18 protein-coding genes are annotated in these 20870 nt (G+C 74.4%); 9 read left to right on the forward strand and 9 right to left on the reverse strand.

The genetic code is table 11. The features are described from left to right. Positions 1-81: 81 nt before the first annotated feature. The 3 genes from ABEA10_RS47730 to ABEA10_RS47740 form a co-directional block, all read right to left on the reverse strand. Entirely contained in the window at positions 82-2604 is a 2523-nt protein-coding gene (locus ABEA10_RS47730) for an FtsX-like permease family protein (protein ID WP_345475337.1), read from the reverse strand. Positions 2605-2618: 14 nt separating this feature from the next. Then, on the reverse strand, positions 2619-3410 hold the full coding sequence (locus ABEA10_RS47735) for an ABC transporter ATP-binding protein (protein WP_345475338.1): 792 nt from the start codon (positions 3408-3410) through the stop codon (positions 2619-2621). Between the two features lie 198 nt (positions 3411-3608). Continuing rightward, positions 3609-3836 carry a hypothetical protein gene (locus tag ABEA10_RS47740; protein WP_345475339.1) on the reverse strand — a complete coding sequence of 76 codons (228 nt, stop codon included), beginning with the start codon at positions 3834-3836 and terminating at the stop codon, positions 3609-3611. Between ABEA10_RS47740 and ABEA10_RS47745 the strand changes: the two genes are divergently transcribed. Then, positions 3825-4166 (forward strand): hypothetical protein, encoded by a 342-nt coding sequence (locus tag ABEA10_RS47745; RefSeq protein WP_345475340.1) that lies wholly within the window; start codon positions 3825-3827, stop codon positions 4164-4166. The genes ABEA10_RS47740 and ABEA10_RS47745 overlap by 12 nt on opposite strands. Positions 4167-4283: 117 nt before the next feature. Here the strand turns inward: ABEA10_RS47745 and ABEA10_RS47750 are convergent, their stop codons facing one another. The 4 genes from ABEA10_RS47750 to ABEA10_RS47765 all read right to left on the reverse strand — a co-directional run bounded on the left by ABEA10_RS47750 (position 4284) and on the right by ABEA10_RS47765 (position 8758). Beyond that, the gene (locus ABEA10_RS47750; protein WP_345475341.1) at positions 4284-5252 is read right to left on the reverse strand and encodes a UDP-glucuronic acid decarboxylase family protein; all 969 of its coding nucleotides are present in this window, start codon (positions 5250-5252) and stop codon (positions 4284-4286) included. Then, positions 5249-6673 (reverse strand): D-glycero-beta-D-manno-heptose 1-phosphate adenylyltransferase, encoded by a 1425-nt coding sequence (gene rfaE2, locus ABEA10_RS47755; RefSeq protein ID WP_345475342.1) that lies wholly within the window; start codon positions 6671-6673, stop codon positions 5249-5251. Before rfaE2 (ABEA10_RS47755) ends, ABEA10_RS47750 begins: the two co-directional genes overlap by 4 nt. Positions 6674-6686: 13 nt before the next feature. Beyond that, positions 6687-7340, reverse strand: a complete 654-nt coding sequence (locus ABEA10_RS47760; RefSeq protein ID WP_425551063.1) for a D-sedoheptulose-7-phosphate isomerase — start codon at positions 7338-7340, stop codon at positions 6687-6689. A 200-nt stretch (positions 7341-7540) separates the two neighbouring features. Further along, the gene (locus tag ABEA10_RS47765) at positions 7541-8758 is read right to left on the reverse strand and encodes a glycosyltransferase (RefSeq protein WP_345475343.1); all 1218 of its coding nucleotides are present in this window, start codon (positions 8756-8758) and stop codon (positions 7541-7543) included. Between the two features lie 224 nt (positions 8759-8982). Between ABEA10_RS47765 and ABEA10_RS47770 the strand changes: the two genes are divergently transcribed. The 4 genes from ABEA10_RS47770 to ABEA10_RS47785 all read left to right on the forward strand — a co-directional run bounded on the left by ABEA10_RS47770 (position 8983) and on the right by ABEA10_RS47785 (position 14529). After that, positions 8983-9657 carry a hemerythrin domain-containing protein gene (locus ABEA10_RS47770; RefSeq protein WP_345475344.1) on the forward strand — a complete coding sequence of 225 codons (675 nt, stop codon included), beginning with the start codon at positions 8983-8985 and terminating at the stop codon, positions 9655-9657. Between the two features lie 734 nt (positions 9658-10391). Continuing rightward, complete coding sequence (locus tag ABEA10_RS47775) at positions 10392-12002, forward strand: carbamoyltransferase family protein (RefSeq protein ID WP_345475345.1); 1611 nt, start codon at positions 10392-10394, stop codon at positions 12000-12002. Continuing rightward, complete coding sequence (locus ABEA10_RS47780; RefSeq protein ID WP_345475346.1) at positions 11999-13477, forward strand: HAD-IIIA family hydrolase; 1479 nt, start codon at positions 11999-12001, stop codon at positions 13475-13477. The genes ABEA10_RS47775 and ABEA10_RS47780 overlap by 4 nt, the downstream gene beginning before the upstream one ends. After that, the gene (locus tag ABEA10_RS47785) at positions 13474-14529 is read left to right on the forward strand and encodes a glycosyltransferase family 9 protein (RefSeq protein ID WP_345475347.1); all 1056 of its coding nucleotides are present in this window, start codon (positions 13474-13476) and stop codon (positions 14527-14529) included. The genes ABEA10_RS47780 and ABEA10_RS47785 overlap by 4 nt, the downstream gene beginning before the upstream one ends. On the opposite strand, the gene ABEA10_RS47790 is transcribed toward ABEA10_RS47785, so the two are convergent. Continuing rightward, positions 14505-15422: an RNA-guided endonuclease InsQ/TnpB family protein gene (locus tag ABEA10_RS47790; protein WP_345475348.1), complete on the reverse strand. Its 918-nt coding sequence runs from the start codon at positions 15420-15422 to the stop codon at positions 14505-14507. The two genes, ABEA10_RS47785 and ABEA10_RS47790, sit on opposite strands and share 25 nt — an antisense overlap. Positions 15423-15514: 92 nt before the next feature. Between ABEA10_RS47790 and ABEA10_RS47795 the strand changes: the two genes are divergently transcribed. From ABEA10_RS47795 to ABEA10_RS47810, 4 genes are read left to right on the forward strand one after another with little or no spacing between them, the layout of a single operon-like run. Continuing rightward, the gene (locus ABEA10_RS47795) at positions 15515-16432 is read left to right on the forward strand and encodes a glycosyltransferase (RefSeq protein WP_345475349.1); all 918 of its coding nucleotides are present in this window, start codon (positions 15515-15517) and stop codon (positions 16430-16432) included. Beyond that, positions 16429-17640: a glycosyltransferase gene (locus ABEA10_RS47800; RefSeq protein WP_345475350.1), complete on the forward strand. Its 1212-nt coding sequence runs from the start codon at positions 16429-16431 to the stop codon at positions 17638-17640. The genes ABEA10_RS47795 and ABEA10_RS47800 overlap by 4 nt, the downstream gene beginning before the upstream one ends. A 10-nt stretch (positions 17641-17650) precedes the next feature. Continuing rightward, positions 17651-18985: a D-glycero-beta-D-manno-heptose 1-phosphate adenylyltransferase gene (gene rfaE2, locus ABEA10_RS47805; protein WP_345475351.1), complete on the forward strand. Its 1335-nt coding sequence runs from the start codon at positions 17651-17653 to the stop codon at positions 18983-18985. Continuing rightward, positions 18982-19929 (forward strand): glycosyltransferase family 9 protein, encoded by a 948-nt coding sequence (locus tag ABEA10_RS47810; RefSeq protein ID WP_345475352.1) that lies wholly within the window; start codon positions 18982-18984, stop codon positions 19927-19929. The genes rfaE2 (ABEA10_RS47805) and ABEA10_RS47810 overlap by 4 nt, the downstream gene beginning before the upstream one ends. Here the strand turns inward: ABEA10_RS47810 and ABEA10_RS47815 are convergent. Continuing rightward, entirely contained in the window at positions 19895-20851 is a 957-nt protein-coding gene (locus tag ABEA10_RS47815; protein WP_425551064.1) for a UDP-glucuronic acid decarboxylase family protein, read from the reverse strand. The genes ABEA10_RS47810 and ABEA10_RS47815 overlap by 35 nt on opposite strands. Between the last annotated feature and the right edge of the window lie 19 nt (positions 20852-20870).

The following is a 20870-nucleotide window of genomic DNA, read 5'->3' on the forward strand; positions in this document are numbered from 1 at the left end:
GTCGCCCTGGGGGACCCTTCTGGTGTCCCCCAGGAGAGGGACGGCTCCCGCCGGAGGTCGTACGGCGGCGCGCGGCTCCTCCTACTCGCGGAGGCCGACCCCGTCGACCGGGCGGGTCCGCAGGACCCGCCGGGCCGGCAGGAGAGTCGCCACGACGCTGATCAGCACGACGCCGCCGATCACCGCGATCCATCCGCCGGGCGGGATGTAGGGCGTCGCCGAGCCGGTGATGCCCTTGACCATGGGGATCAGCGTGCCCGCGGCGATCGCCGCGCCGACCACCAAGGCCAGTCCCAGCAGCAGCACCTGCTCCAGCCGGACCATGCGCAGCACCTGCGTGCGCGTCGTCCCGGACAGGCGCAGTACGGCGAACTCCCGGCGGCGGCCCAGCGCGTACATGGCCAGGGTGTTCACCGCCGCGATCACCACGTAGATCAGCAGCACCGCGGTGACCACCTTGTTCGTCCAGGCGTTCTCCTCCAGGTTGTGGTCGAGGCCGACCTGGAAGGCGTCGCGGCTCACGACCGAGGAGCCCGGCGCCACGGTGTCCAGCTCGGCGCGGAGCGCCGCGACCGCACGCGGACCCGTGGTGGCGACGAACACCGCGTCGTCCAGCCCCGTGCCGGTGTGCGGCGCGAGCGTGTCGTGCGGGAGGGTCAGCGCGGCGAAACCGAGGCCCCGCGTGTAGATCGCGACGACGCGGAGGGTCACCGGCGTGCCGTCGCCGAACCAGCCGCGGAAGCGCCCGCCGACGCGAAGGTGCATCGACTGGGCGGTGAGGGCGTCCAGGGCGACCGTGTCGCCCCGCAGGCCGGCCAGGTCGCCGCCGGTCACATCCAGGTCCAGGGTCCGGTCGAGGCCTTCGGGGTCGACGCCCTGGGCCGGGAAGTCGGTGATGCCTCCGGCCTGGCGGGTGAAGAGCGTGCTGTGCACGACTCCGGTGGCGGCCGTGACGCCGCCGGTACGCCGGATCGCCGCGGTCGCCTCGGGTCGCAGGCCGGGCGCGGCGGGCGTGACGACACGGTCGGCGAGCAGTCCGGCCCGGCTCTGGCGGTCCGCGACGTGCAGCTCGGAGGTCTGCATGAACCACAGCGAGCCGCCCAGGCCGACCGCGAGAACCAGGCAGCTCACCACGGACGAGAGCCGCCGGGCCGAGGTGGCGGTGGTGGCCCTGGCGAGGCGGCCGGTGACGCCGGCCAGGTGCAGCAGCCGGCCGAACGTCGCGGCGGCGGCGCGGATCAGCAGCGGGCTCAGCAGCGCGACCGCCACCACGAGGGTGAACACCGTGCCGACCGAGGTGCCGGCCGCGCTGTCGCCCGACACGGAACCGGCGACCACGCACAGGGTGATCCCGCCGGCCAGCGCCACCAGACCGAGCGCGGACCGGACCAGGCCGACGCCGCCGCGTTCGACGGCGGTCTCTGCGAGCGCCGCCGTGGGCCGGATCCGGCTGGCGCGGAGGCTGGCCATCCAGGCCGCGGCGACCGCGATGACCAGCGCGGACCCGGCGGCGACGAGCGGTGGCAGCCACGAGAGGTGCGTGCGGAAGGTGCCCGGGACCATGCCCCGCGCGACGAACTGGTCGCGCAGCCGGTCGGCGAACAGCAGGCCGGGCCACACCCCCAGCACGCCGGCGAGCAGACCGAGGCCCGTGGCCTCCCGCACCACCATCCGCCGGACCTGGCGCGGGGTGGCCGCGAGCGCGCGCAGCAGGGCGATGTCGCGGTGACGCTGCCGTACCGACAGGCCGACCGTGCCGGCGATGACGAGGACGGCGATGAGCAGCGCGCAGCCCCCGAACACGCTCGAGACGGAGATGGCGAACTCACGCCCGTTGCCGACGTCCGGCGACTCGACGGCGCCGCGGCCGGCGCCGGAGTAGACGTGCGGGTAGGCGCCGGCGAGGCGGGCCGGTGACGGCGGGAGCACGCGGCGTACGGCGCCGGCCAGGGTCTTCGGTCCCACGCCGGGATCCGGCAGGACCCCGATGACCTGGGCGGCGCCGCCCGCGAGCGCGCGGGCGTCGGCGTCGCCGAGGAAGACCGTGGGCGCCTCCGGGGCCCTGCCGGCCGGCGCGGCGACCCCCGCCACGGTGTAGGTGCGCACGCCGGAGGCGAGCCCGAGGCGCACCCGCGCGCCCGGCCGCGCGCCGACGCGGGTGGCGAGGCTCTGGTCGAGCACGACCTGACCGGCCGCCGCCGGGGCCGCGCCCGCGCGGAGCGCGAACGGGGCGAGCCGCGCGGCCGACCACGGGTGCGCCTCCACGGGCGCGGTACGCCCGCCGGCGTCGAGCCGGCCCCGCAGCGCGACGTCGGTGACCGCCTCGCGCACGCCGGGCGCCGCGGCGATCCGCGCGGGCAGCGACGGGTCCAGCCGCCCGCGCTCGGCCAGCGGGTAACGCTCGGTCTCGCGGTCCTCGCCCGAGCCGAAGGTCACCTGCAGGTCGGTGGTCGCGACGAGGACGGGCGCGGCGGCGTAGCGCGCCACCGTGCCGTTGTAGCGAATCCCGGACTCCAGCATGGCGCCGCACATCGTCACGATCACGACGGCGAACCACAGGGCCAGGAAGGTCGCGAGCATGCTCGCGGGACGCTGCGTCAGCATCCGCCAGGCGATCCTCACCATGACGGCGTCTCGCCTCCGGCGCGCGCCGATCCGAGGTGCGCGAGGCGCTCGGCGATCGCGTCCACACCCGGCGCCGCCAGATCGTCGACGACCCTCCCGTCCGCCAGGAACACCACACGGTCGGCGTAGGACGCCGCCACCGGGTCGTGCGTGACCATGACGACGGTCTGCCGGTCGGCGTCGACCGCCTGGCGCAGCAGGGCCAGCACGCGCGCCGCGGTGGTCGTGTCGAGCGCGCCCGTCGGCTCGTCGCAGAAGATGACCTGCGGCCGTACGGACAGGGCGCGGGCGATCGCGACCCGCTGCTGCTCACCGCCGGACAGCTGCGCCGGCCGGTGGCGCAGCCGCCCCCGCAGACCCACCCGCTCCACGACCTCGGCCAGCCATCGCCGGTCCGGCCGTACGTGCGCCAGCCGCGACGGCAGCAGGATGTTCTCCCGCACGGTGAGCGCGGGCACGAGGTTGAAGGCCTGGAAGACGAAGCCGACGCGGGTGCGGCGCTGCCGGGTCAGCTCCGTCTCCGACAGCCGCGCCAGATCGGTGCCGCCGAGCAGCACCGTGCCGGCGCTGGGCCGGTCCAGCCCCGCCGCGCAGTGCAGCAGCGTGCTCTTGCCGGACCCCGACGGGCCCATGACCGCGGTGAACGTACCACCGAAGAAGTCGAGGTCGACGGCGTCAAGCGCCTGGACGGCCGAGGCGTGACGCCCGTGGGTCTTACGCACGCCGCGCAACGCGACGGCGGCCTCGGGCGGAGGCTCGGTGAGGGGCGGAGGTGGCGTGTTCACTGGTACTCCTGTTCGCGGAAGCCAGGGAAAACGCTAGGTTTCAGGGCACGCTGGGACGATCCGGCGAGCTGGCCGATCCTGGTGGTGCCAGCCCCCGGGTGCTGCCCCCCAAACGGACAGCCGGCGTGGGAAACCCCGGGAGGCGATCGTGCCCGGCCAGAGGCTTCCGGCCGGGCACCGATGCGACGGAACGCCGCGCTACCAGCAGATGCCGGTAGTGGACCTGCCGAGGGACAGCACGGTGAACTTGGTCCGGTCGTTGCGTCCCGGGTAGAACTTGTCGCTGTCACCACGCTGGTTCGGCTGGTTGTGCATGCACCAGCTGGCCTGCGTACGGTTCCAGGCCCACACGGCCCCGTCCCGCAGCCCCTGGCCGCGCACGTCGTCGGCGCCGTTGCGGTAGTGGGCAACCACATGGACCCGCACACCAGCCTCGCCGACATGGGCGCCGACGGCGACACCGCGTCGTCGGTCTCGATCTACACCGACGACAGGGCCTGGGGCGCATCGCCCCAGTGCCACCGTTGCGGCCAGTGGGTGTGCCGGCAGGACTGGACGAAGGGCGTGGAGTACCGCGAGCAGGTGACGGCACGGTGCGCGTCCTGCGGCGCGGACTCCGGCGGCGGCCGCTTCTGCCGCGAGTGCGGCGCCCGGCAGGCCTCGGCGCCTCAAGCCGCCAAGATGTTCTGCACGAACTGCGGCACGAACCTGGGCGACGCCAAGTTCTGCGGCGGCTGTGGCTGGCCCGCCGGCTGATCCTGGCACCGGTGACCCCGGGCCCGTCACCCGCCCAGGGTCACCGTCCGGCGAGCACATGAGCGCCCTTCGTGGAGGAGAACCGCCGCGCCTCTCCCGGTCCGTACCGGTCGACGCTCAGGTGGTGATGGCGCCGTCGGCCGCTCGTACGTCCAGCTCGCGGGCGAACCAGTCGATGGTCCGCCGCAGGCCGTCCTTACTCGGCACCGTGGGCAGCCAGCCCAGCCGGTCGCGGGCGAGTGCGGTGTCGGGCCGGCGCACGGCCGGGTCGTCGGCCGGGCGCTCGACGAAGGTGATGGGCGACTCGCTCTCCGCGAGGTCGCGGATGGTCATGGCCAGGTCCAGGACGGACATCTCCTCCGGGTTGCCGATGTTGACCGGGCCGGCGAAGTCGTCGCGGGCCATGGCGAGGATCCCGGCGACCGTGTCGTCGACGTAGCAGATCGACCGGGTCTGGCCGCCGTCGCCCGCGACCGTCAGCGGCCGGCCCATGAGCGCCTGGCAGATGAACGTCGGGATCGCCCGGCCGTCGTCCGGCCGCATGCGCGGCCCGTAGGTGTTGAAGATCCGCACGATGCCGGTGTTCACGCCGCGGCTGACGCGGTACGCCGTCGTCAGCGCCTCCGCGTAGCGCTTCGCCTCGTCGTACACGCTGCGCGGCCCGACCGGGTTGACGTTGCCCCAGTAGTCCTCCCGCTGGGGGTGCCGGAGCGGGTCGCCGTACACCTCGCTGGTGGAGGCCAGGACGAACCTGGCGTTCTTCTCCCGCGCGAGGCCCAGCGCGTGGAGGGTGCCGAGCCCGCCCACCTTCAGCGTCTCGATCGGCAGCCGGAGGTAGTCCACCGGTGAGGCCGCCGACGCCATGTGCAGGACGAGGTCGACGCCGCCGGTCACGTGCACGAAGCCGGTCAGGTCACACTCGGTCAGCCGGAACCCGGGCTCGCCGAGGAGGTGCGCGACGTTGCGCGGCGATCCGGTGAGGAAGTTGTCCATGCAGGTCACCGCGGCGCCCTGTGCCAGCAGCCGCTCGCAGACGTGGGAGCCGAGGAAGCCCGCTCCCCCGGTGACCACCGCGTGTCCGATCATTGGCCATCACCTCCGGGAAGAACGCTCGTGGTCGCGCGGGCCCGCGCGACCAGGCGGCTCGTCGAACGGCCGTCCAGATAGGGCAACAGCACCACCTCGCCGCCGTGGCGGCGTACCACTCCGGCCTCGGCGAGGTCGATGCCGGCGTAGTCGGCGCCCTTGACCCAGATGCCGGGCCGCAGGCGTTCCAGCAGCGCTACGGGGGTGAGCTCGTCGAAGACGGCGACGGCGTCGACGCATTCCAGCGCCGCCAGCACGCGCACCCGGTCGGCGGCCGGCACGAGCGGGCGGTCCGGGCCCTTGAGCGCGCGTACGGAGGCGTCGGAGTTGACGCAGACGACGAGGCAGTCGCCGAGCCGCCGGGCCTCGCGCAGCAGGTTGACGTGGCCCGCGTGCAGCAGGTCGAAGCATCCGCCGGTGGCCACCACGCGCCCGCCCGAGGCCCGGGTGCGCCGGATCAGGTCCCACAGGTCCTCCTCCTCCACGGCGGCCGTGTCCGCGGAGGGGGCCGGCGCGCCGAGCGCGGTGGCCCCGCCGGCCGCCACGAAGGCGCTCGCGCGCCGTACGGCCTCGGCGACCGCCTCGGTGACCATGCCGCCGTCGCGCAGCACGTGCGCGGCCGCCGCCGCGAAGCAGTCACCGGCCCCGCACCCGTCCGCACGTGGTCCCGCGACGACGGGGGCCGGGACGACATGGGGCGCCGCCTCGCCCATCGACAGCAGGGCGCCGTGCTCGCCCAGCGTCACCGCGACCCCGGTCACCCGCCACCGGCCGACGAGGGCGGCCGCGTCGGCGGCGGCCTGCGAGAGCGGTTCGTCCGCCGGGGTTCCTCCGGCGAACCGGCGCGCCTCGGCGTGGTTCGGCGTCACCAGGCGCGTTCCGCGCGGAGGCGGTGGGCCGGCCGGATGCGGGTCCCACGTCACCGGCACGCCGTCGGGGAGGGCGGCGAGCAGGCGGCGGATCCCGGGGTGGGCGGCGACGCCGCGCCCGTAGTCGGAGACGAGTACGGCGCCGGCGCGCGCGAGCACCTCCGCCGCCCGCGGCGGCAGAGGTCCGTCGGCCGCGCGGCCGTCGCCCTCGTCGATCCGCACCAGGGTCTGGCCCCCGGCGCGGACCCGGGTCTTGCAGCTGGTCGTCCCGGCCATCGGCACCCGGACGACGTCGGCGTACGCCTTCAGGAGCGTGCCCAGGCGGTGTCCCGCCTCATCGTCGCCCACGGCGGTGACGAGGACGACGTCTCTTCCGGTGATCTCGGCGGCGAGCCGGGCGGCCAGGCCCGCGCCGCCGGCGCGCCGGTGCTCACGTGTCCGCTCGACGACCGGTACGGGGGCGTCCGGGCAGAGCCGTCCCGCGGTCCCCTCGATGTCGACGTCGAGGAGCGCGTCGCCGACCACGACCAGCGGCCCGCCCCGAGATGTCACGTGGCCTCCTCCGTCATGAGGCCAGGCCTTCTCCGGCCGCGCGGCCCGGACGGCACACGACCGCGTCGACGGACGCGCAGAGCATGTGGATGGCGGCGAGATGGATCTCCTGGACGGTCGCCGTGCGCGGCGCGTCGACCGCGACGGCGTCGTCGCAGACGCCGGCGAGCGCGTTCGGGCCGGGGCCGGTCAGCGCCCAGGTCCGCATGCCCAGGTCGGCGGCGGCCTCGGCGGCGGCGATGACGTTGCGGCTCTCGCCGCTCGTGGACAGCCCGATGAAGACGTCCCCGGGCCTGCCGTGCGCACGCACCTGCCGGGCGAACATCTCCCGCGGCCCGTAGTCGTTGGTGATCGCGGTGAGGGCCGCGAGGTCGGCGTGCAGCGGGATGGCCGCGTACGGCGGGCGCTCGTCCTCGTACCGGCCCACCAGTTCGGCGGTGAGATGCTGCGCCTGCTCGGCGCTGCCGCCGTTCCCGCAGGCGAGCAGCCGGCCGCCGGACTCCAGCACGCACGCGAGCCGCCGCCCCCACTGTTCGACGCGGGCGGCGTGCGCGGCGAACCGGCGCACGGCCCGTTCCAGCTCCGCGAGGTGGGGGGACACGGCATGGAGACCTCCCGCGTCGGCGGAGAGGCCGGGGAGTCCGTGCTCGTCGATGCGCTCGCTCATGAGCCCTCCTTCGTCGGAGGAGAGACCAGGCGCGCGTGTTCCTTGATTCGCTCGCTCCGCTCGCTCATGAGCCCTCCTTCGTCGGAGGAGAGACCAGGCGCGCGTGTTCCTTGATTCGCTCGCTCCGCTCTCTCATGAGCCCTCCTTCGTCGAAGGAGAGACCAGGCGCGCGTGTTCCTTGATTCGCTCGCTCCGCTCGCTCATGCCCGGTCCGCGACGGCGACCGGGGCGGCGGAGGCCGGGATCAGGCGTTCGTAGACGGCCTCGGTCTCGGCGGCGATCCGCTCCCAGGTGTAGCGGTCGCGGACGTGCTCGGCCGCCGCGGCCCCCAGCGTGCAGCGCAGCTCGGGATCGGCGAGCAGGCGGCGCAGCTGCGCGGCGAGCGCGCCGGGCCGCCGCGCCGGCACGTGCAGGCCGGTCACTCCGTCGACGACCGTGTCGAGGTGCCCGCCCACCGCCGAGACGATCACGGGCACCCCGCAGGCCATCGCCTCCACCGGCGCGATCCCGAACGGCTCGTACCAGGGCACCGACACGGCCACGTCGGCGGAGCGGATCAGCGACGGCAGGTCCTCGTGCGCGACCCGGCCGAGGAACGTCACCCGGCCGGTGACGTGCTCCTCCCGCGCGACCCCCGCCAGGCGGCGCACCTCGGCGTCGCGGCACAGGGAGCCGCGGTCGGGGCCGCCCGCGACGAGCAGTTCGGCGTCGGGCGTCCGGCCGAGCGCCTCGATGATCGTGTCGACGCCCTTGCGCGGCACCAGCCGGCCGAACGTCACGATGCGGAACCGCCCGTCGCGCGCGTCCGACGGGCCGTCCGGGCGGAAGCAGGCCGTGTCCACGCCGCAGGGCACGACGAACACCCGGCCGGGCGGCGCTCCGTACGCGGTGAGCTCCCTCACCTCGTCGGTGCACGTCGCGATGATCGCGTCCGCCTCGCAGGCGATCCGCCGCTCCAGGTGGATCCGGCTCGCGGGACTGGTGTCGGCCTGTCTCTGGTGCCGGCGTTTGACGCTGCCAAGGGCGTGAAATGTCTGGACGACGGGAATTCCGAGGCCCCGCGCGCCGTCGAGGGCGGCGAGTCCGCTCATCCAGAAATGCGCGTGCACGACGTCCGGCGGCCGTACCGCCCACCGCCGTGAAAGGGCGGCGGCGAAGTCGTCCATATAGGCCAGCAACCGATCTTTGGGCACCCTGCGGGGCGGCCCCGCCGGGACGTGCTCGACCGTGACCCCGGGAGCGAAGGGCACCACCGTCGGGCGGTGTGCGTCGTCACGCCGCGTGAGAACGACCACTTCATGGCCTCGCCGCGCCAGCGCGACGGCCAGCGCGCCGACGTGGACGTTCTGGCCGCCCGCGTCCGGACCGCCCACCCGCGCGAGCGGGCTGGCGTGCTCCGAGACCATTTCGATCTTCATGAGTCACTCCTTTATCAGGCGGCCGTATTAACACAATTACCGGATAACAACCACCGAAACCCCACTTGTCAGAGCACGCTCGCCACACACCAATGACGTAATCATTCGGCCAATAGGCTCTCAACGAGATTTTGCGAAGCGGCAGACGGGGACGTGTGACCGGAGTAGCGGGGGTAGAGAAACAGACAACACGGTTCGCTGGTCGTCACGGACGGGGGAGCCTGATGACGGAGAACGCGCACGATCTGATCGACATACTCACCCATGACCAACGGGAGCTGGAGGACCTGCTCGGCGAGCTGACCGTCGCGCGGGACCTCGGCGAACGCCGCCGCATCCTCGACGACGTCACCATCGAGCTCGTCTGGCACGCGGTCGTGGAGGAGAGGCACCTGTACCCGGCGGTACGCCGGCACCTGCCGGACGGCGACCGGGTCGCCGACCGGTACACCTCGGACAACGCGCAGGTCGAACGGCTCCTGGAAGAGCTCCGGCGGTCCGCTGCCGCCGACCGGGCCTTCGCGTCACTGACCCGGCGGCTCATGGACGAGGTGCACGAGCACCTGCGGGAGGAACAGCACGCACTGCTCCCCCGCCTCGCCGAACACGCGAGCCCGGAGGACCTGCGGCGGCTCGGCGAACGGGTCGAATCCGCGATCAACAGCGCACCGAGCCGGTCGGAGCTCACCACTCCTGCCCGCCCACGCGACGGAGACGACCTGGCCCACCGCGTCCGCGAACACTTCCCACACGAGCCGGCCCGCGAGCCGGTCCGCGAGCCGACAGGCGAGCCGGCAGGCGAGCCGTGGCCCCGCCGACCGCGCACTCCGAAGGACCCGGACCCCTGCGCCCAGAGCAGCATGTGGCCGGACCTGTGGGCCACCCACCGGCAAACGTAGGTGCTCGTCGAGAAACCCCCGCCCGCAGCGAGCGGCGTCCAGACGACACGCCCACCCGTGGGTCCCGAGCCTGTGGGCTCCCGGCCCGTGAGTTCCGGTCTGGTGGCGGGTCCCGGTCTCATGGCGGGTCCCGGTCTCATGGCGGGTCCCGGTCTCATGGCGGGTCCCAGGCTCATGGCGGGTTCCGGTGTCGTGGCGGGTTCCGGTCTGGTGGCGGGTCCCGGTTTCGGGGCGGGTCCCGGTTTCGGGGCGGGTCCCAGGCTCATGGCGGGTCCCGGTCTCATGGGGCCGGGCCTGCGGGTCCCCACCCGAGAGCCCCGGGTCGTGGGTCCCGGGCGGCGGTGGGTCCCGGGCCGTGGATCCCGGGCGGCGACGGGTCCCGGGCCGTGGGTCCCAGACAGCGGTGGGTCGTGGGTCCCGGGCCGTGGATCCCGGGCGGCGACGGGTCCCGGGCCGTGGGTCCCAGACAGCGGTGGGTCGTGGGTCCCGGGCCGTGGATCCCGGGCGGCGGGTCCCCACCCGTGGGTCCCCACCCGTGGGTCCCCACCCGCCCGGGGGCTCCAGCCCACTTCCATTGTCAAACGCCGGGTTGCTCGGCCGGAAGGTCGGCGGATGCCTGTGGATAACGCCCCGTCGGGGGTGGTGCGGTGTTTGCGGAGCGGCTTCTGGGGCAGCGCGAGTGCTCTGTGTTCCGGGAAAAGGCGACAGGCAGGCTCTTGCGAGGGAGGTAGGTCGTGCGGGTACTCGGGATCAACGCGATTTTCCACGATCCGGCCGCGGCGCTCGTGGTCGATGGCCGCATCGTCGCGGCGGCCGAGGAGGAGCGTTTCAGCAGGCGCAAGCACGGTAAGCGGCCCGTGCCCTTCTCCGCCTGGGAACAGCCCGTCCTGTCGGCCCGCTGGTGCCTGGAGCAGGCCGGCCTGCGGCCCGGGGACCTTGATCTGGTCGGCTTCTCCTACGATCCCTCGCTCGTACGGCCGGCCGAGGCGATGGGCCTGAACGACCCCTGGGACCACCTGCGGATCATGTATGCCGAGCAGGCCCCGAGCCTGCTGGCCGACGCCCTGCCGGGGCTGGATCCGGCCAAGGTGCGGTTCGTCCCCCACCACGTCGCCCACGCCGCCTCCGCGCTGCTCGGCCGGGAGGGCAGCGTCCTGGTCTGCGACGGCCGCGGGGAGCGCGCCTCCCACCTGAGCGGCCGTCACTCCCCCGACGGCCTGGAGATTCTCGCTAGCCAGGAGTTGCCGCACTCGCTCGGCCTGATGTACGAGGACCTCACGCAGCACCTGGGCTTCCTGCGCTCCAGCGACGAGTACAAGGTCATGGCGATGGCCTCGTACGGCAAACCGCGCCACCTGGACCTGCTGCGGGAGGCCGTGCGCGCCACCGAGGACGGCGGGTTCGTCACCGGCACGATCGACTGGGAGCGGCTGGCGCCGGCCCGCGCAACGCACGAGCAGTGGACGCAGGAGCACGCCGACCTGGCCGCGAGCGTGCAGCGGCGGCTGGAGGAGGTCCTGCTCGACCTCGCCCGATGGATCCACGAACGCACCGGTGACCGCACCCTAATGATCGCGGGCGGCACGGGTCTCAACTGCGTGGCCAACACCGTGCTGTCGGAACAAGGCCCGTTCGAGCACGTCTGGGTGCAGCCCGCCGCCGGGGACGCCGGCACCGCGCTCGGCGCGGCCGTGCACCTCGCGCGGACCGGGCCGCTGGAGTTCGCCCCCGACCTCGGGCGGGAGTTCGGCGACGCGGAGATCGAGGAGGCGCTGCGGACGGCGCGCGTGCCGTACGAACGGCCGCCCGACGTCGCCGAGGCCGTGGCGGAGACACTCGCGGACGACGGCATCGTCGCCTGGTTCCAGGGACGCGCCGAGTACGGCCCGCGGGCGCTGGGCCACCGGTCGCTGCTCGCCCACCCGGGCCGCAAGGCGAACCTGGAGCGGCTCAACAACGTCAAGGGCCGCGAGCAGTTCCGCCCGGTCGCGCCGATGGTGCTCGCCGACCGGGCCGCGGAGATCTTCACGCGCGGCCCGCTGCCCAGCCCGTACATGCTCTTCGTGCACGACGTGACGTCCGCCTGGCAGGACCGGATCCCGGCCGTGGTCCACGTGGACGGCACCGCGCGCGTGCAGACCGTCGATCCCGCCGCCGAGCCGCTCGTGGCCCGGATGCTCACCGCGTTCGAACGCCGTACCGGCCTGCCCGTCGTGGTCAACACCAGCCTCAACACCGCCGGCCGCCCGATGGTCGACAGCCCGCGCGACGCGCTGGAGTGCTTCGGCTCCACCCCGATCGACCTGCTGGCGATCGGCCCGTTCGCCGTCCGGAGGCCGGCATGAGTCAGCACGCCGACCTCAGGTACGCCGTCGTCATCCCGACCATCGGGCGTGCCTGCCTCGCCGACTGCCTGCGTGCCCTCGAACGGTCCCGGGGCCCGGAGCCCGACGAGATCGTCGTCGTCGACGACCGGCCGGGCGGCGGCCCGCCGCTCGACGTGCCCGGCACGGTCGTCCGCAGCGGCGGCCGGGGACCGGCGGCGGCCCGCAACACCGGCTGGCGGATCACCACCGCACCGTGGGTGGCGTTCCTCGACGACGACGTACGGGTCACCGAGACCTGGCGGGAGGACCTGCGGCGCGACCTGGAGAACGCCTCCCCGGAGACCGGCGGGATCCAGGGCCGTATCACCGTGCCGCTGCCGGACGGGCGCCGCCCGACCGACTGGGAGCGCGGCACCGCCGGGCTCGCCGACGCCTGGTGGATCACCGCGGACATGGCCTACCGGCGTGACGCGCTGGTCGAGACCGGCGGCTTCGACGAGCGGTTCCCCCGCGCGTTCCGCGAGGACGCCGACATGGCCCTGCGGACGATGGACGCCGGCTGGGTGCTGACCCGGGGCGAGCGGCGCACCGTGCACCCCGTACGGTCCGCGTCGCGGTGGGCGAGCGTACACGCGCAGGCGGGCAACGCCGACGACGCGCTCATGCGCGCCGTCCACGGGCCCGGCTGGCACAGCCGCGCCCGCGCCGATCCCGGGCGCCGCGGGCGGCACCTGGCGATCACCGCCGCCGGCGCGCTCGCCGCCGGGCTGGCCGTCACGGGACGGCGGAGGACCGGTGCCCTGGCCGGCGCCGCCGCGCTCGCCGGGATCGCCGAGTTCGCCGCCGCCCGCGTCAGGCCCGGCCCGCGTACCCCCGACGAGATCCTGACCATGGCGGCCACCAGCGCGCTCATCCCCCCGACGGCCACCTGGCACTGGCTGCGCGGCCTCGCGACGACCCGCGGCGAGCGCTCCTGGCCGGGACCGGCGAAGGCCGTCCTGTTCGACCGTGACGGCACGCTCATCTGCGACGTCCCGTACAACGGCGACCCGGAGAAGGTCGAGCCCGTGCCGGACGCGGCCTCGGCCGTGCGCCTCGCCCGTGACGCGGGCGTGCGCGTCGGCGTGGTCTCCAACCAGTCCGGCGTCACGCGCGGCCTGATCACCGAGGACGACGTCCAGCGCGTCAACAAGCGGGTGGACGAGCTGCTCGGACCCTTCGACACGTGGCAGGTGTGCCCGCACGACGGCGGATGTGCCTGCCGCAAGCCGGCGCCCGGCCTGGTGTTCCAGGCCGCGGCGGCCCTCGGGGTCCGCCCGGACGAGTGCGTGGTGATCGGCGACATCGGCTCCGACATCGCCGCCGCCCGCGCCGCCGGGGCCCGGAGCGTCCTCGTGCCGACCGCCGAGACGCTGGAGGCCGAGTGCCTGGGCGCGCGGGTGGCCGGGTCGCTCACCGAGGCGGTGCGGTTCGCGATCGGGGAACGCCGATGAGGACCCTCGTCGTGCGCCTGGACAACGCGGGTGACGTCCTGCTGTGCGGACCCGCGGTGCGCGCCGCCGCCGCCGGGTCGCGCCACGTGACGCTGCTCGCCGGACCGGAGGGCGCGGACGCCGCGCGGCTCCTGCCCGGCGTCGACGACGTGCTCGTGTGGCGCGCTCCCTGGGCCGGGTTCGACCCGCCGCCGGTGGACCGCCGGGAGGTGGCGGACCTGGTCGCGCGGCTCGGCGGCTACGACCGCGCGCTGATCCTGACCTCCTTCCACCAGTCGCCGCTGCCGGCCGCGCTGCTGCTGCGGCTCGCCGGAGTCGGGCACATCGCGGCGATCAGCGAGGACTACCCGGGCTCCCTGCTCGACGTACGGCACCGGGTCGAGGACGATATTCCCGAGGCCGAGCGCGCGCTGTCGCTGGCCCGCGCGGCCGGCTTCGACCTGCCGGACGGCGACGACGGCCGCCTCGCGATCCGGCGTCCCCTGCCGCCCGCGCCGCTCGACGGCCGGTACGTCGTGCTGCATCCCGGAGTGTCGGTACCGGCGCGCGCCTGGCCCGAGGGGCACTGCGCGCGGGCCGTACGCGACCTGACCGCGCGCGGCCGGCGGGTCGTGGTGACCGGCGGGCCGGACGAACGCGCGCTGACCGCGCGGGTCGCGGGCGACGCCGGCCTGGACCTGGGCGGCCGTACGACCTTCGCCGAGCTGGCCGGCGTCCTCGCGGGGGCGAGCGCGGTCGTGGCCGGCAACACCGGCCCCGCGCACCTGGCCGCCGCCGTCGGCACGCCGGTGGTCTCGCTGTTCGCGCCGGTCGTGCCCGCGGTCCGCTGGGCGCCGTACGGCGTGCGGCACGTGCTGCTCGGCGACCAGGACGCCCCCTGTCGTGACACGCGCGCACGCGAGTGCCCGGTCGCCGGGCACCCGTGCCTGACTTCGGTGGAGCCCGCCGACGTGGTCGCCGCCGTAGAGGAGGTGTTGACCTGGCGTCCTCCTCCGCCTGGAGGCGGGGGATTCCAACCCACTTCTACCTACGCAGAGGAGGAAGAAGGTTGAGGTTCGCGGTTCATAGCCTCGCCCAACGGCTGGAAGGCTCCCCGCGCTGTCACGGCACACCCTGCCGCGATGTTCTTGGCCGCGTTCACATCCGCGTTATCGGTGTGCCCGCAGGCGCGACAGCGAAAAACGGCTTGGCTCTCACGGTTTTCCGCTGCGCAGTGCCCGCAGGCGTTACAAGTTCGCGACGTGTACGCGGAATCGATTCGCTCCACCCGGCCCGCAGCCTTCTGCTCCAAACGCTTCACGAGCCGCCCCCAACCCGCCGCGTGGATGGAGTGGTTCAGCCTGGCCTTTGCCTGCACATTCGTGCCTGGTGCCTGAATCGTGCCGCGTGCGGACCGGACCATGTTGCGGATTTTCAGGTTCTCAACGCGGATGACGTCGAAGCGGCGGGCCAAATCGGTGGAGGCCTGCTCCGCCCAGTCCCAGCGCCGATCGACCTCGCGAGCCTTCAACCGGCCGATCGCCGCCTTGACACGTCTGCGGCGCTTCGACCCACGCTGCGCCCGAGCGAGCCTTCGCTGCAAACCCACCAGTCGCTTGGCCTCAGCCGCACGCAGCCCCGGCACGGACAATCGGAACCCCTCATGGACGCCCGCCTTACGCCACGTCGGCCGCCGGTGCGTCCCGGCGAAAAAGTTCGCCACGGCCTGCGCGAAATCCCGCAATGCCTGCTGCTGCACCGTCTGGGAACCCGCCGCCAGCCACGCGAACTCTCGTCGGGCCTCAGTCAACTGACGGCACTGCTTCACATAGCCCGGCGCACTCGCCCTTCCCGGCCGCCAATGCTGATGCTGCTCACAGGCGAGATTCCACACGTATCGGGCATGTGCGCAGTGCTCCAGCAACGCCTCCTCCTGGGCAGGTGTGGGCTGAAGCCGGAACCGCATGCGAGCACGCTAACGACCGCCACTGACACTGCGAGGGGGGGAGCGGCGTTTCCTCCCGGTCTGAAGGCCAGGGACTTCACGCCGCGCAGCTGATGAGAATTCTGCTCTGGCACGTGCACGGCTCGTACACCACGGCCCTCGTGCAGGGGCGGCACGAGTACTTCGTCCCGGTGACGCCCGACCGCGGCCCCGACGGGCTCGGGCGCGCGCGCACCTGGGACTGGCCCGCGTCCGTACGCGAGGTGCCCCTGGACCGGATCGCCGAGGCCGAGCCCGACGTGGTGATCCTGCAACGGCCGCACGAGGAGGAGTTCGTCCGCCCGCTCGGCCGGGTGCCGACCGTCTACCTCGAACACGACGCCCCCTGGGGCGACGTGCCGCTCACCCGGCATCCGATGGCCGACCGGCCGGACCTGCGCCTGGTGCACGTCACCCACTTCAACGACCTGTTCTGGGACTGCGGCACGACGCCCACGACCGTGGTCGAGCACGGGGTGGTCGACCCGGGACCGCTGTGGACCGGGGAGGTCCCGCGCGCCGCCGTCGTCGTCAACGAGCCGATCCGGCGGGGCCGCTACGTCGGCACCGACCTGCTGCCCCGGCTGGACGCGCCGCTGGACGTGTTCGGGATGAAGGTCTCCGGGCTGACCGGCTGCCGCACCTATGAGGACCTGCCCCAGGACCGGATGCACGCCGAACTGGCCCGCCGCCGCGTCTACGTCCACCCGATCCGGTGGACCTCGCTCGGCCTGTCCCTGCTGGAGGCGATGCACCTGGGGATGCCCGTGGTCGCGCTCGCCACGACCGAGGTGGTCGAGGCGGTGCCGTCCGAGGCGGGCGTCGTCTCGACCGACGTCGACGTGCTGCGCGCCGCGATCCGGCGGTATCTCGGCGATCCCGCCGAGGCCGCCGACGCCGGGCGCGCCGCCCGCGAGAGCGTGCTGAACCGGTACGGCCTCCAGCGGTTCCTCGACGACTGGGACCGCGTCCTGAAAGAGGTGACGGCATGAGGATCTCGTTGGTCTCCGAACACGCCAGCCCGCTGGCCGTGCTGGGCGAGGCGGACGCCGGCGGGCAGAACGTGCACGTCGCGGCGCTCGCCGAGCATCTCTGCCGGCGCGGCCACGAGGTGACCGTGCACACGCGCCGCGACGACCCCGATCTGCCCGACCGGGTCGGCACCGACGCCGGATACACGGTCGAGCACGTGCCGGCGGGGCCGCCGGAGCCGGTGCCCAAGGACCTGCTGCTGCCGCACATGCGGGAGTTCGGGCACGAGCTGGGCCGCCGGTGGCGGGCCCGTCCGCCGGACGTCGCGCACGCGCACTTCTGGATGTCGGGTCTGGCCTCGCTCGCGGCGAGCGAGGGCGCCGTGCCGGTCGCGCTGACCTACCACGCGCTCGGCACGGTCAAGCGCCGTCACCTCGGCGAGGACGACCCGAGCCCGGCCGACCGCCTCGACGTCGAGCGCCGCATCGGCCAGGACGCCGACCACATCATCGCCACGTGCAGCGACGAGGTGTTCGAGCTGGCCAAGATGGGGGTGACCCACCGCAGGACGACCGTCGTGCCGTGCGGCGTGGACCTGGCACGGCTCCGCCCGGACGGGCCGGCCGACGACCGCGTGCCGCGCCGCGAACGCCACCGGCTCATCTACGTCGGCCGTCTCGTCGAGCGCAAGGGCGTGGAGACGGCCATCCGGGCGCTCGTCGACCTGACAGACGCCGAACTCGTCGTCGCCGGCGGCCCTGCCGCCAGCGAGCTCGACGGCGACCGTGAGGCGTGCCGGCTGCGGAAAGTCGCGGCCGAGGTGGGCGTCGCCGACCGGCTGGTGATGCTGGGCGGCGTCCCCCCGGCGGACGTGCCGGCGCTGCTGCGCTCGGCCGACGTGGCCGTCTTCACCCCCTGGTACGAGCCGTTCGGCATCGCGCCGGTCGAGGCGATGGCGTGCGGCGTCCCGGTGGTCGCCTCGGCGGTCGGCGGGATCGTCGACACGGTGGCGGGTGGCGTCACCGGCGAGCACGTCCCCCCGCGCCGGCCCGACGTGCTGGCCGGCACGCTGCGCGCGCTGCTGGACGACCCGGCGCGCCTCGCGGAGTACGGCCGTGCCGGCGCCGAGCGGGCCCGCGCCCGCTACTCCTGGGAACACGTGGCCGCGCGCACCGAGGCGGTCTACGACCGGCTTGCGCGGCGGCGGCCCATGGCTGCGAGCCAGTGAAGGAGATCAAATGAAGCCCCTGGTCATCGTCGGCGACGTGATGCTCGACCGCGACCTGGACGGGCGGGCCGAGCGGCTCAGCCCGGACGCCCCGGTTCCGGTGGTCGACGCCGTCGAGGAGCACACGCGTCCCGGAGGGGCCGGGCTGGCCGCCCTCCTGGCCGCCGACGACGGTCCGGACGTGGTCCTGGTGACGCCGCTCGGCGCCGACCGCGTCAGCCGTACGCTGCGGGACCTGCTGGCGCCGCGCGTACGCGTGGTCGCGCTGCCGCTCAGCGAGAGCCCGGCGGAGAAGACCCGGGTCCGGGCGGGCGGCCATCCGCTGGTACGGATCGACCGGTCGGCACCGGGGGTCGTGGGCGAGCCGGGCCGGGAGGCCGAGGCGGTGCTCGCCGACGCGGGGGCCGTGCTGGTCTCCGACTACGGCCGGGGGGCGGCGGCCCAGCCGCGGATGCGCGCGCTGCTCGCCGACGCCGCGCGCCGGGTGCCCCTGGTGTGGGACCCGCATCCGCGCGGCGCCGATCCGGTCCCCCGCGCCCGGCTGATCTGCCCGAACCTGAGAGAGGCCCTCTCCTGGTGCGACCGGCGGGAGGACGACCTCGACGCGGTGACCCGGAGCGCGGAGGAGATCGTGCGGCGCTACCGGGCCGACGGAGTCGCGGTGACGATGGGCGAGCGGGGCGCGCTGCTGTCGCACGGCTCGGGAGCACCGCAGATCTTCCCCGCCGAGCCCGTCACCGGCCGCGACACCTGCGGAGCGGGCGACCGGTTCGCCGCGACCGCGGCCGGCCTGCTGGCGCGGGGCGCGCTGCCGTCCGAGGCGGTCGAGGCCGCCGTGGCCGCCGCAGCGGCCTTCGTCGAGCGGGGCGCGGCCTCCACCCTGTCCCGCGCACCGCGGCCCCGGCCCGTACGGGACCCGGTCACCGCCGTACGCGAGGCCGGGGGCACCGTCGTGGCGACGGGCGGCTGCTTCGACGTCCTGCACGCCGGGCACGTGGCGACGCTGCGCTCCGCGCGGGCGCTGGGCGACTGCCTCGTCGTCTGCCTCAACTCCGACGCGTCGGTGCGCCGCGCCAAGGGCGAGGACCGGCCGGTCAACACGGCCGCCGACCGGGCCGCGGTGCTGAACGCGCTCGAGTGCGTCGACGCCGTGGAGGTCTTCGAGGAGGACACGCCGGAGGAGGTCCTGCGCCGGCTGCGCCCGGACGTGTGGGTCAAGGGCGGCGACTACACCGTCGACCGGCTCCCCGAGGCGTCGGTCGTGGCGAGCTGGGGCGGGCGTACGGTCGTGCTGCCCTACCTGCCCGGACGCTCCACGACGCGCATTCTCGCGCACCGGTCATGAGGGTGCTCATGCTGCGGGCCCTCGGCCTCGGCGACTTTCTCACGGCGGTGCCCGCCTACCGGGCGCTGCGCGCCGCGTACCCCGGGCACGAGACGATCCTGGCCGCGCCCTCCATGCTGGCGCCCCTGGCGGAGCTGACCGGCGCGATCGACCGGCTGCTGCCGGCGGGTGAGCTGGAGCCGGTCGCCTGGTCCGGCCCGCCTCCGGAGGTCGCGGTCGACCTGCACGGCAACGGCCCGGCCAGCCATCAGGTCGTGGAGGCGCTGTCCGCCCCGCTGACCATGCTGTACGCCTCGCCGCAGGCACCGGACGCGAAGGGGCCCTGGTGGGACCCTGGCGAGCACGAGGTCACGCGGTGGTGCCGGCTGCTGGAGTGGTACGGCGTACGGGCCGACCCCGGCGACCTGCGGCTGCGTTCGCCGGGCCCCTCCCCGTACGCGGGGGCGGTCGTGCTGCACCCCGGCGCCGCGAGCGCGGGCCGCCGGTGGCCCGCCGGGCGGTTCGCGGCGGTCGCCCGCGCACTGGCCCGGGAGGGGCACCGCGTAGTCCTCACCGGCGCTCCGGACGAGCGTGACCTGACCCGGCGGGTCGCGGCCGAGGCCGGCCTGCCCTCCGACGCCGCCCTGGAGACGACCCTGACCGAGCTGGCCGCCCTCGTGGCGTCGGCCCGCGCCGTGATCAGCAACGACACGGGCACCTCACACCTGGCCACCGCGTACGGGACGCCCTCCGTCACGCTCTTCGGGCCCGTGTCCCCGGCCCTGTGGGGCCCGCCGCCCGGCCGTCCGGAGCACGTCGCCCTCTGGCACGGCACCGGCGACCGCCCGGGCGACGCCCACGGCACCGAGACCGACCCCCGCCTGCTGCGGATCTCCGTCGAGGAGGTCCTCGACGCGGCGTCGCGCGTGCTCACGCCCCCGCGAGGTACTCCTCGAACCACTTGATGGTCCGGGCGAGGCCGTCGTCGGGGTTCACCCGGGGATGCCAGCCCAGTTCGCGCTCGGCGAGCGTGCAGTTCGGGCGGCGTACGCGCGGGTCGTCCACCGGCCGCTCGATGAACTCGATCTCCGACGACGAGCCGGCGAGCGCGCGGATCCTCGTCGCCAGGTCCAGCACGCTCATCTCCTCGGGGTTGCCGATGTTCATCGGGCCGGGGTGCCCGGAGGCGGCGAGGGCGAGGATGCCGGACACGGTGTCGTCGACGTAGCAGATCGAGCGGGTCTGCGAGCCGTCGCCGGCGACGGTCAGCGGCTCGTTCCGCAGTGCCTGGCGGATGAAGGTGGGGATCGCCCGCCCGTCGTCGGGGCGCATCCGGGGGCCGTAGGTGTTGAAGATCCGGACGATGGCGGTGTCGACGTCCTTGCTCGCGCGGTACGCCGTGGTGAGCGCCTCGGAGAACCGCTTGGCCTCGTCGTACACGCCGCGCGGGCCGACCGGGTTCACGTTGCCCCAGTACGACTCCGGCTGCGGGTGGACGAGCGGGTCGCCGTACACCTCCGAGGTGGAGGCGAGGAGGAAGCGCGCGCCCTTCTCGGCGGCCAGGCCGAGCGAGTGCAGCGTGCCCAGGCTGCCGACCTTGAGCGTGTCGAGCGGCAGGCGCAGGTAGTCGATCGGCGAGGCCGGCGACGCGAAGTGCAGGACCAGGTCGACGGGCCCCGGCACGTGCACGAAGTCGGTCAGGTCGCAGCGGATGATCCGCATCCGCGGATGCTCCTGCAGGTGCGCCAGGTTGTCCGGGGTGCCGGTCAGGAAGTTGTCCAGGCAGATGACCTCCGCGCCGGTCTCCAGCAGGCGTTCGCAGAGGTGCGAGCCCAGGAAACCGGCCCCGCCGGTGACCACGGCACGCTCAAAGGTTCGCACAGTCACAGATCGCTCCCTTTCTCTG

Origin of the sequence: Actinoallomurus oryzae (assembly GCF_039541955.1) — a bacterium.
GTDB lineage: Bacteria > Actinomycetota > Actinomycetes > Streptosporangiales > Streptosporangiaceae > Actinoallomurus > Actinoallomurus oryzae.

Coding starts and splice junctions, on each gene's coding strand:
- ABEA10_RS47770 (WP_345475344.1), top strand. CDS start 8,983: ATGACGGAGAACGCGCACGATCTGATCGACATACTCACCCATGACCAA.
- rfaE2 (WP_345475351.1), top strand. CDS start 17,651: ATGAAGCCCCTGGTCATCGTCGGCGACGTGATGCTCGACCGCGACCTG.
- ABEA10_RS47760 (WP_425551063.1), bottom strand. CDS start 7,340: ATGAGCGAGCGCATCGACGAGCACGGACTCCCCGGCCTCTCCGCCGAC.
- ABEA10_RS47800 (WP_345475350.1), top strand. CDS start 16,429: ATGAGGATCTCGTTGGTCTCCGAACACGCCAGCCCGCTGGCCGTGCTG.
- ABEA10_RS47790 (WP_345475348.1), bottom strand. CDS start 15,422: ATGCGGTTCCGGCTTCAGCCCACACCTGCCCAGGAGGAGGCGTTGCTG.
- ABEA10_RS47750 (WP_345475341.1), bottom strand. CDS start 5,252: ATGATCGGACACGCGGTGGTCACCGGGGGAGCGGGCTTCCTCGGCTCC.
- ABEA10_RS47780 (WP_345475346.1), top strand. CDS start 11,999: ATGAGTCAGCACGCCGACCTCAGGTACGCCGTCGTCATCCCGACCATC.
- ABEA10_RS47745 (WP_345475340.1), top strand. CDS start 3,825: ATGGACCCGCACACCAGCCTCGCCGACATGGGCGCCGACGGCGACACC.
- ABEA10_RS47810 (WP_345475352.1), top strand. CDS start 18,982: ATGAGGGTGCTCATGCTGCGGGCCCTCGGCCTCGGCGACTTTCTCACG.
- ABEA10_RS47765 (WP_345475343.1), bottom strand. CDS start 8,758: ATGAAGATCGAAATGGTCTCGGAGCACGCCAGCCCGCTCGCGCGGGTG.
- ABEA10_RS47730 (WP_345475337.1), bottom strand. CDS start 2,604: ATGCTGACGCAGCGTCCCGCGAGCATGCTCGCGACCTTCCTGGCCCTG.
- ABEA10_RS47795 (WP_345475349.1), top strand. CDS start 15,515: ATGAGAATTCTGCTCTGGCACGTGCACGGCTCGTACACCACGGCCCTC.
- ABEA10_RS47785 (WP_345475347.1), top strand. CDS start 13,474: ATGAGGACCCTCGTCGTGCGCCTGGACAACGCGGGTGACGTCCTGCTG.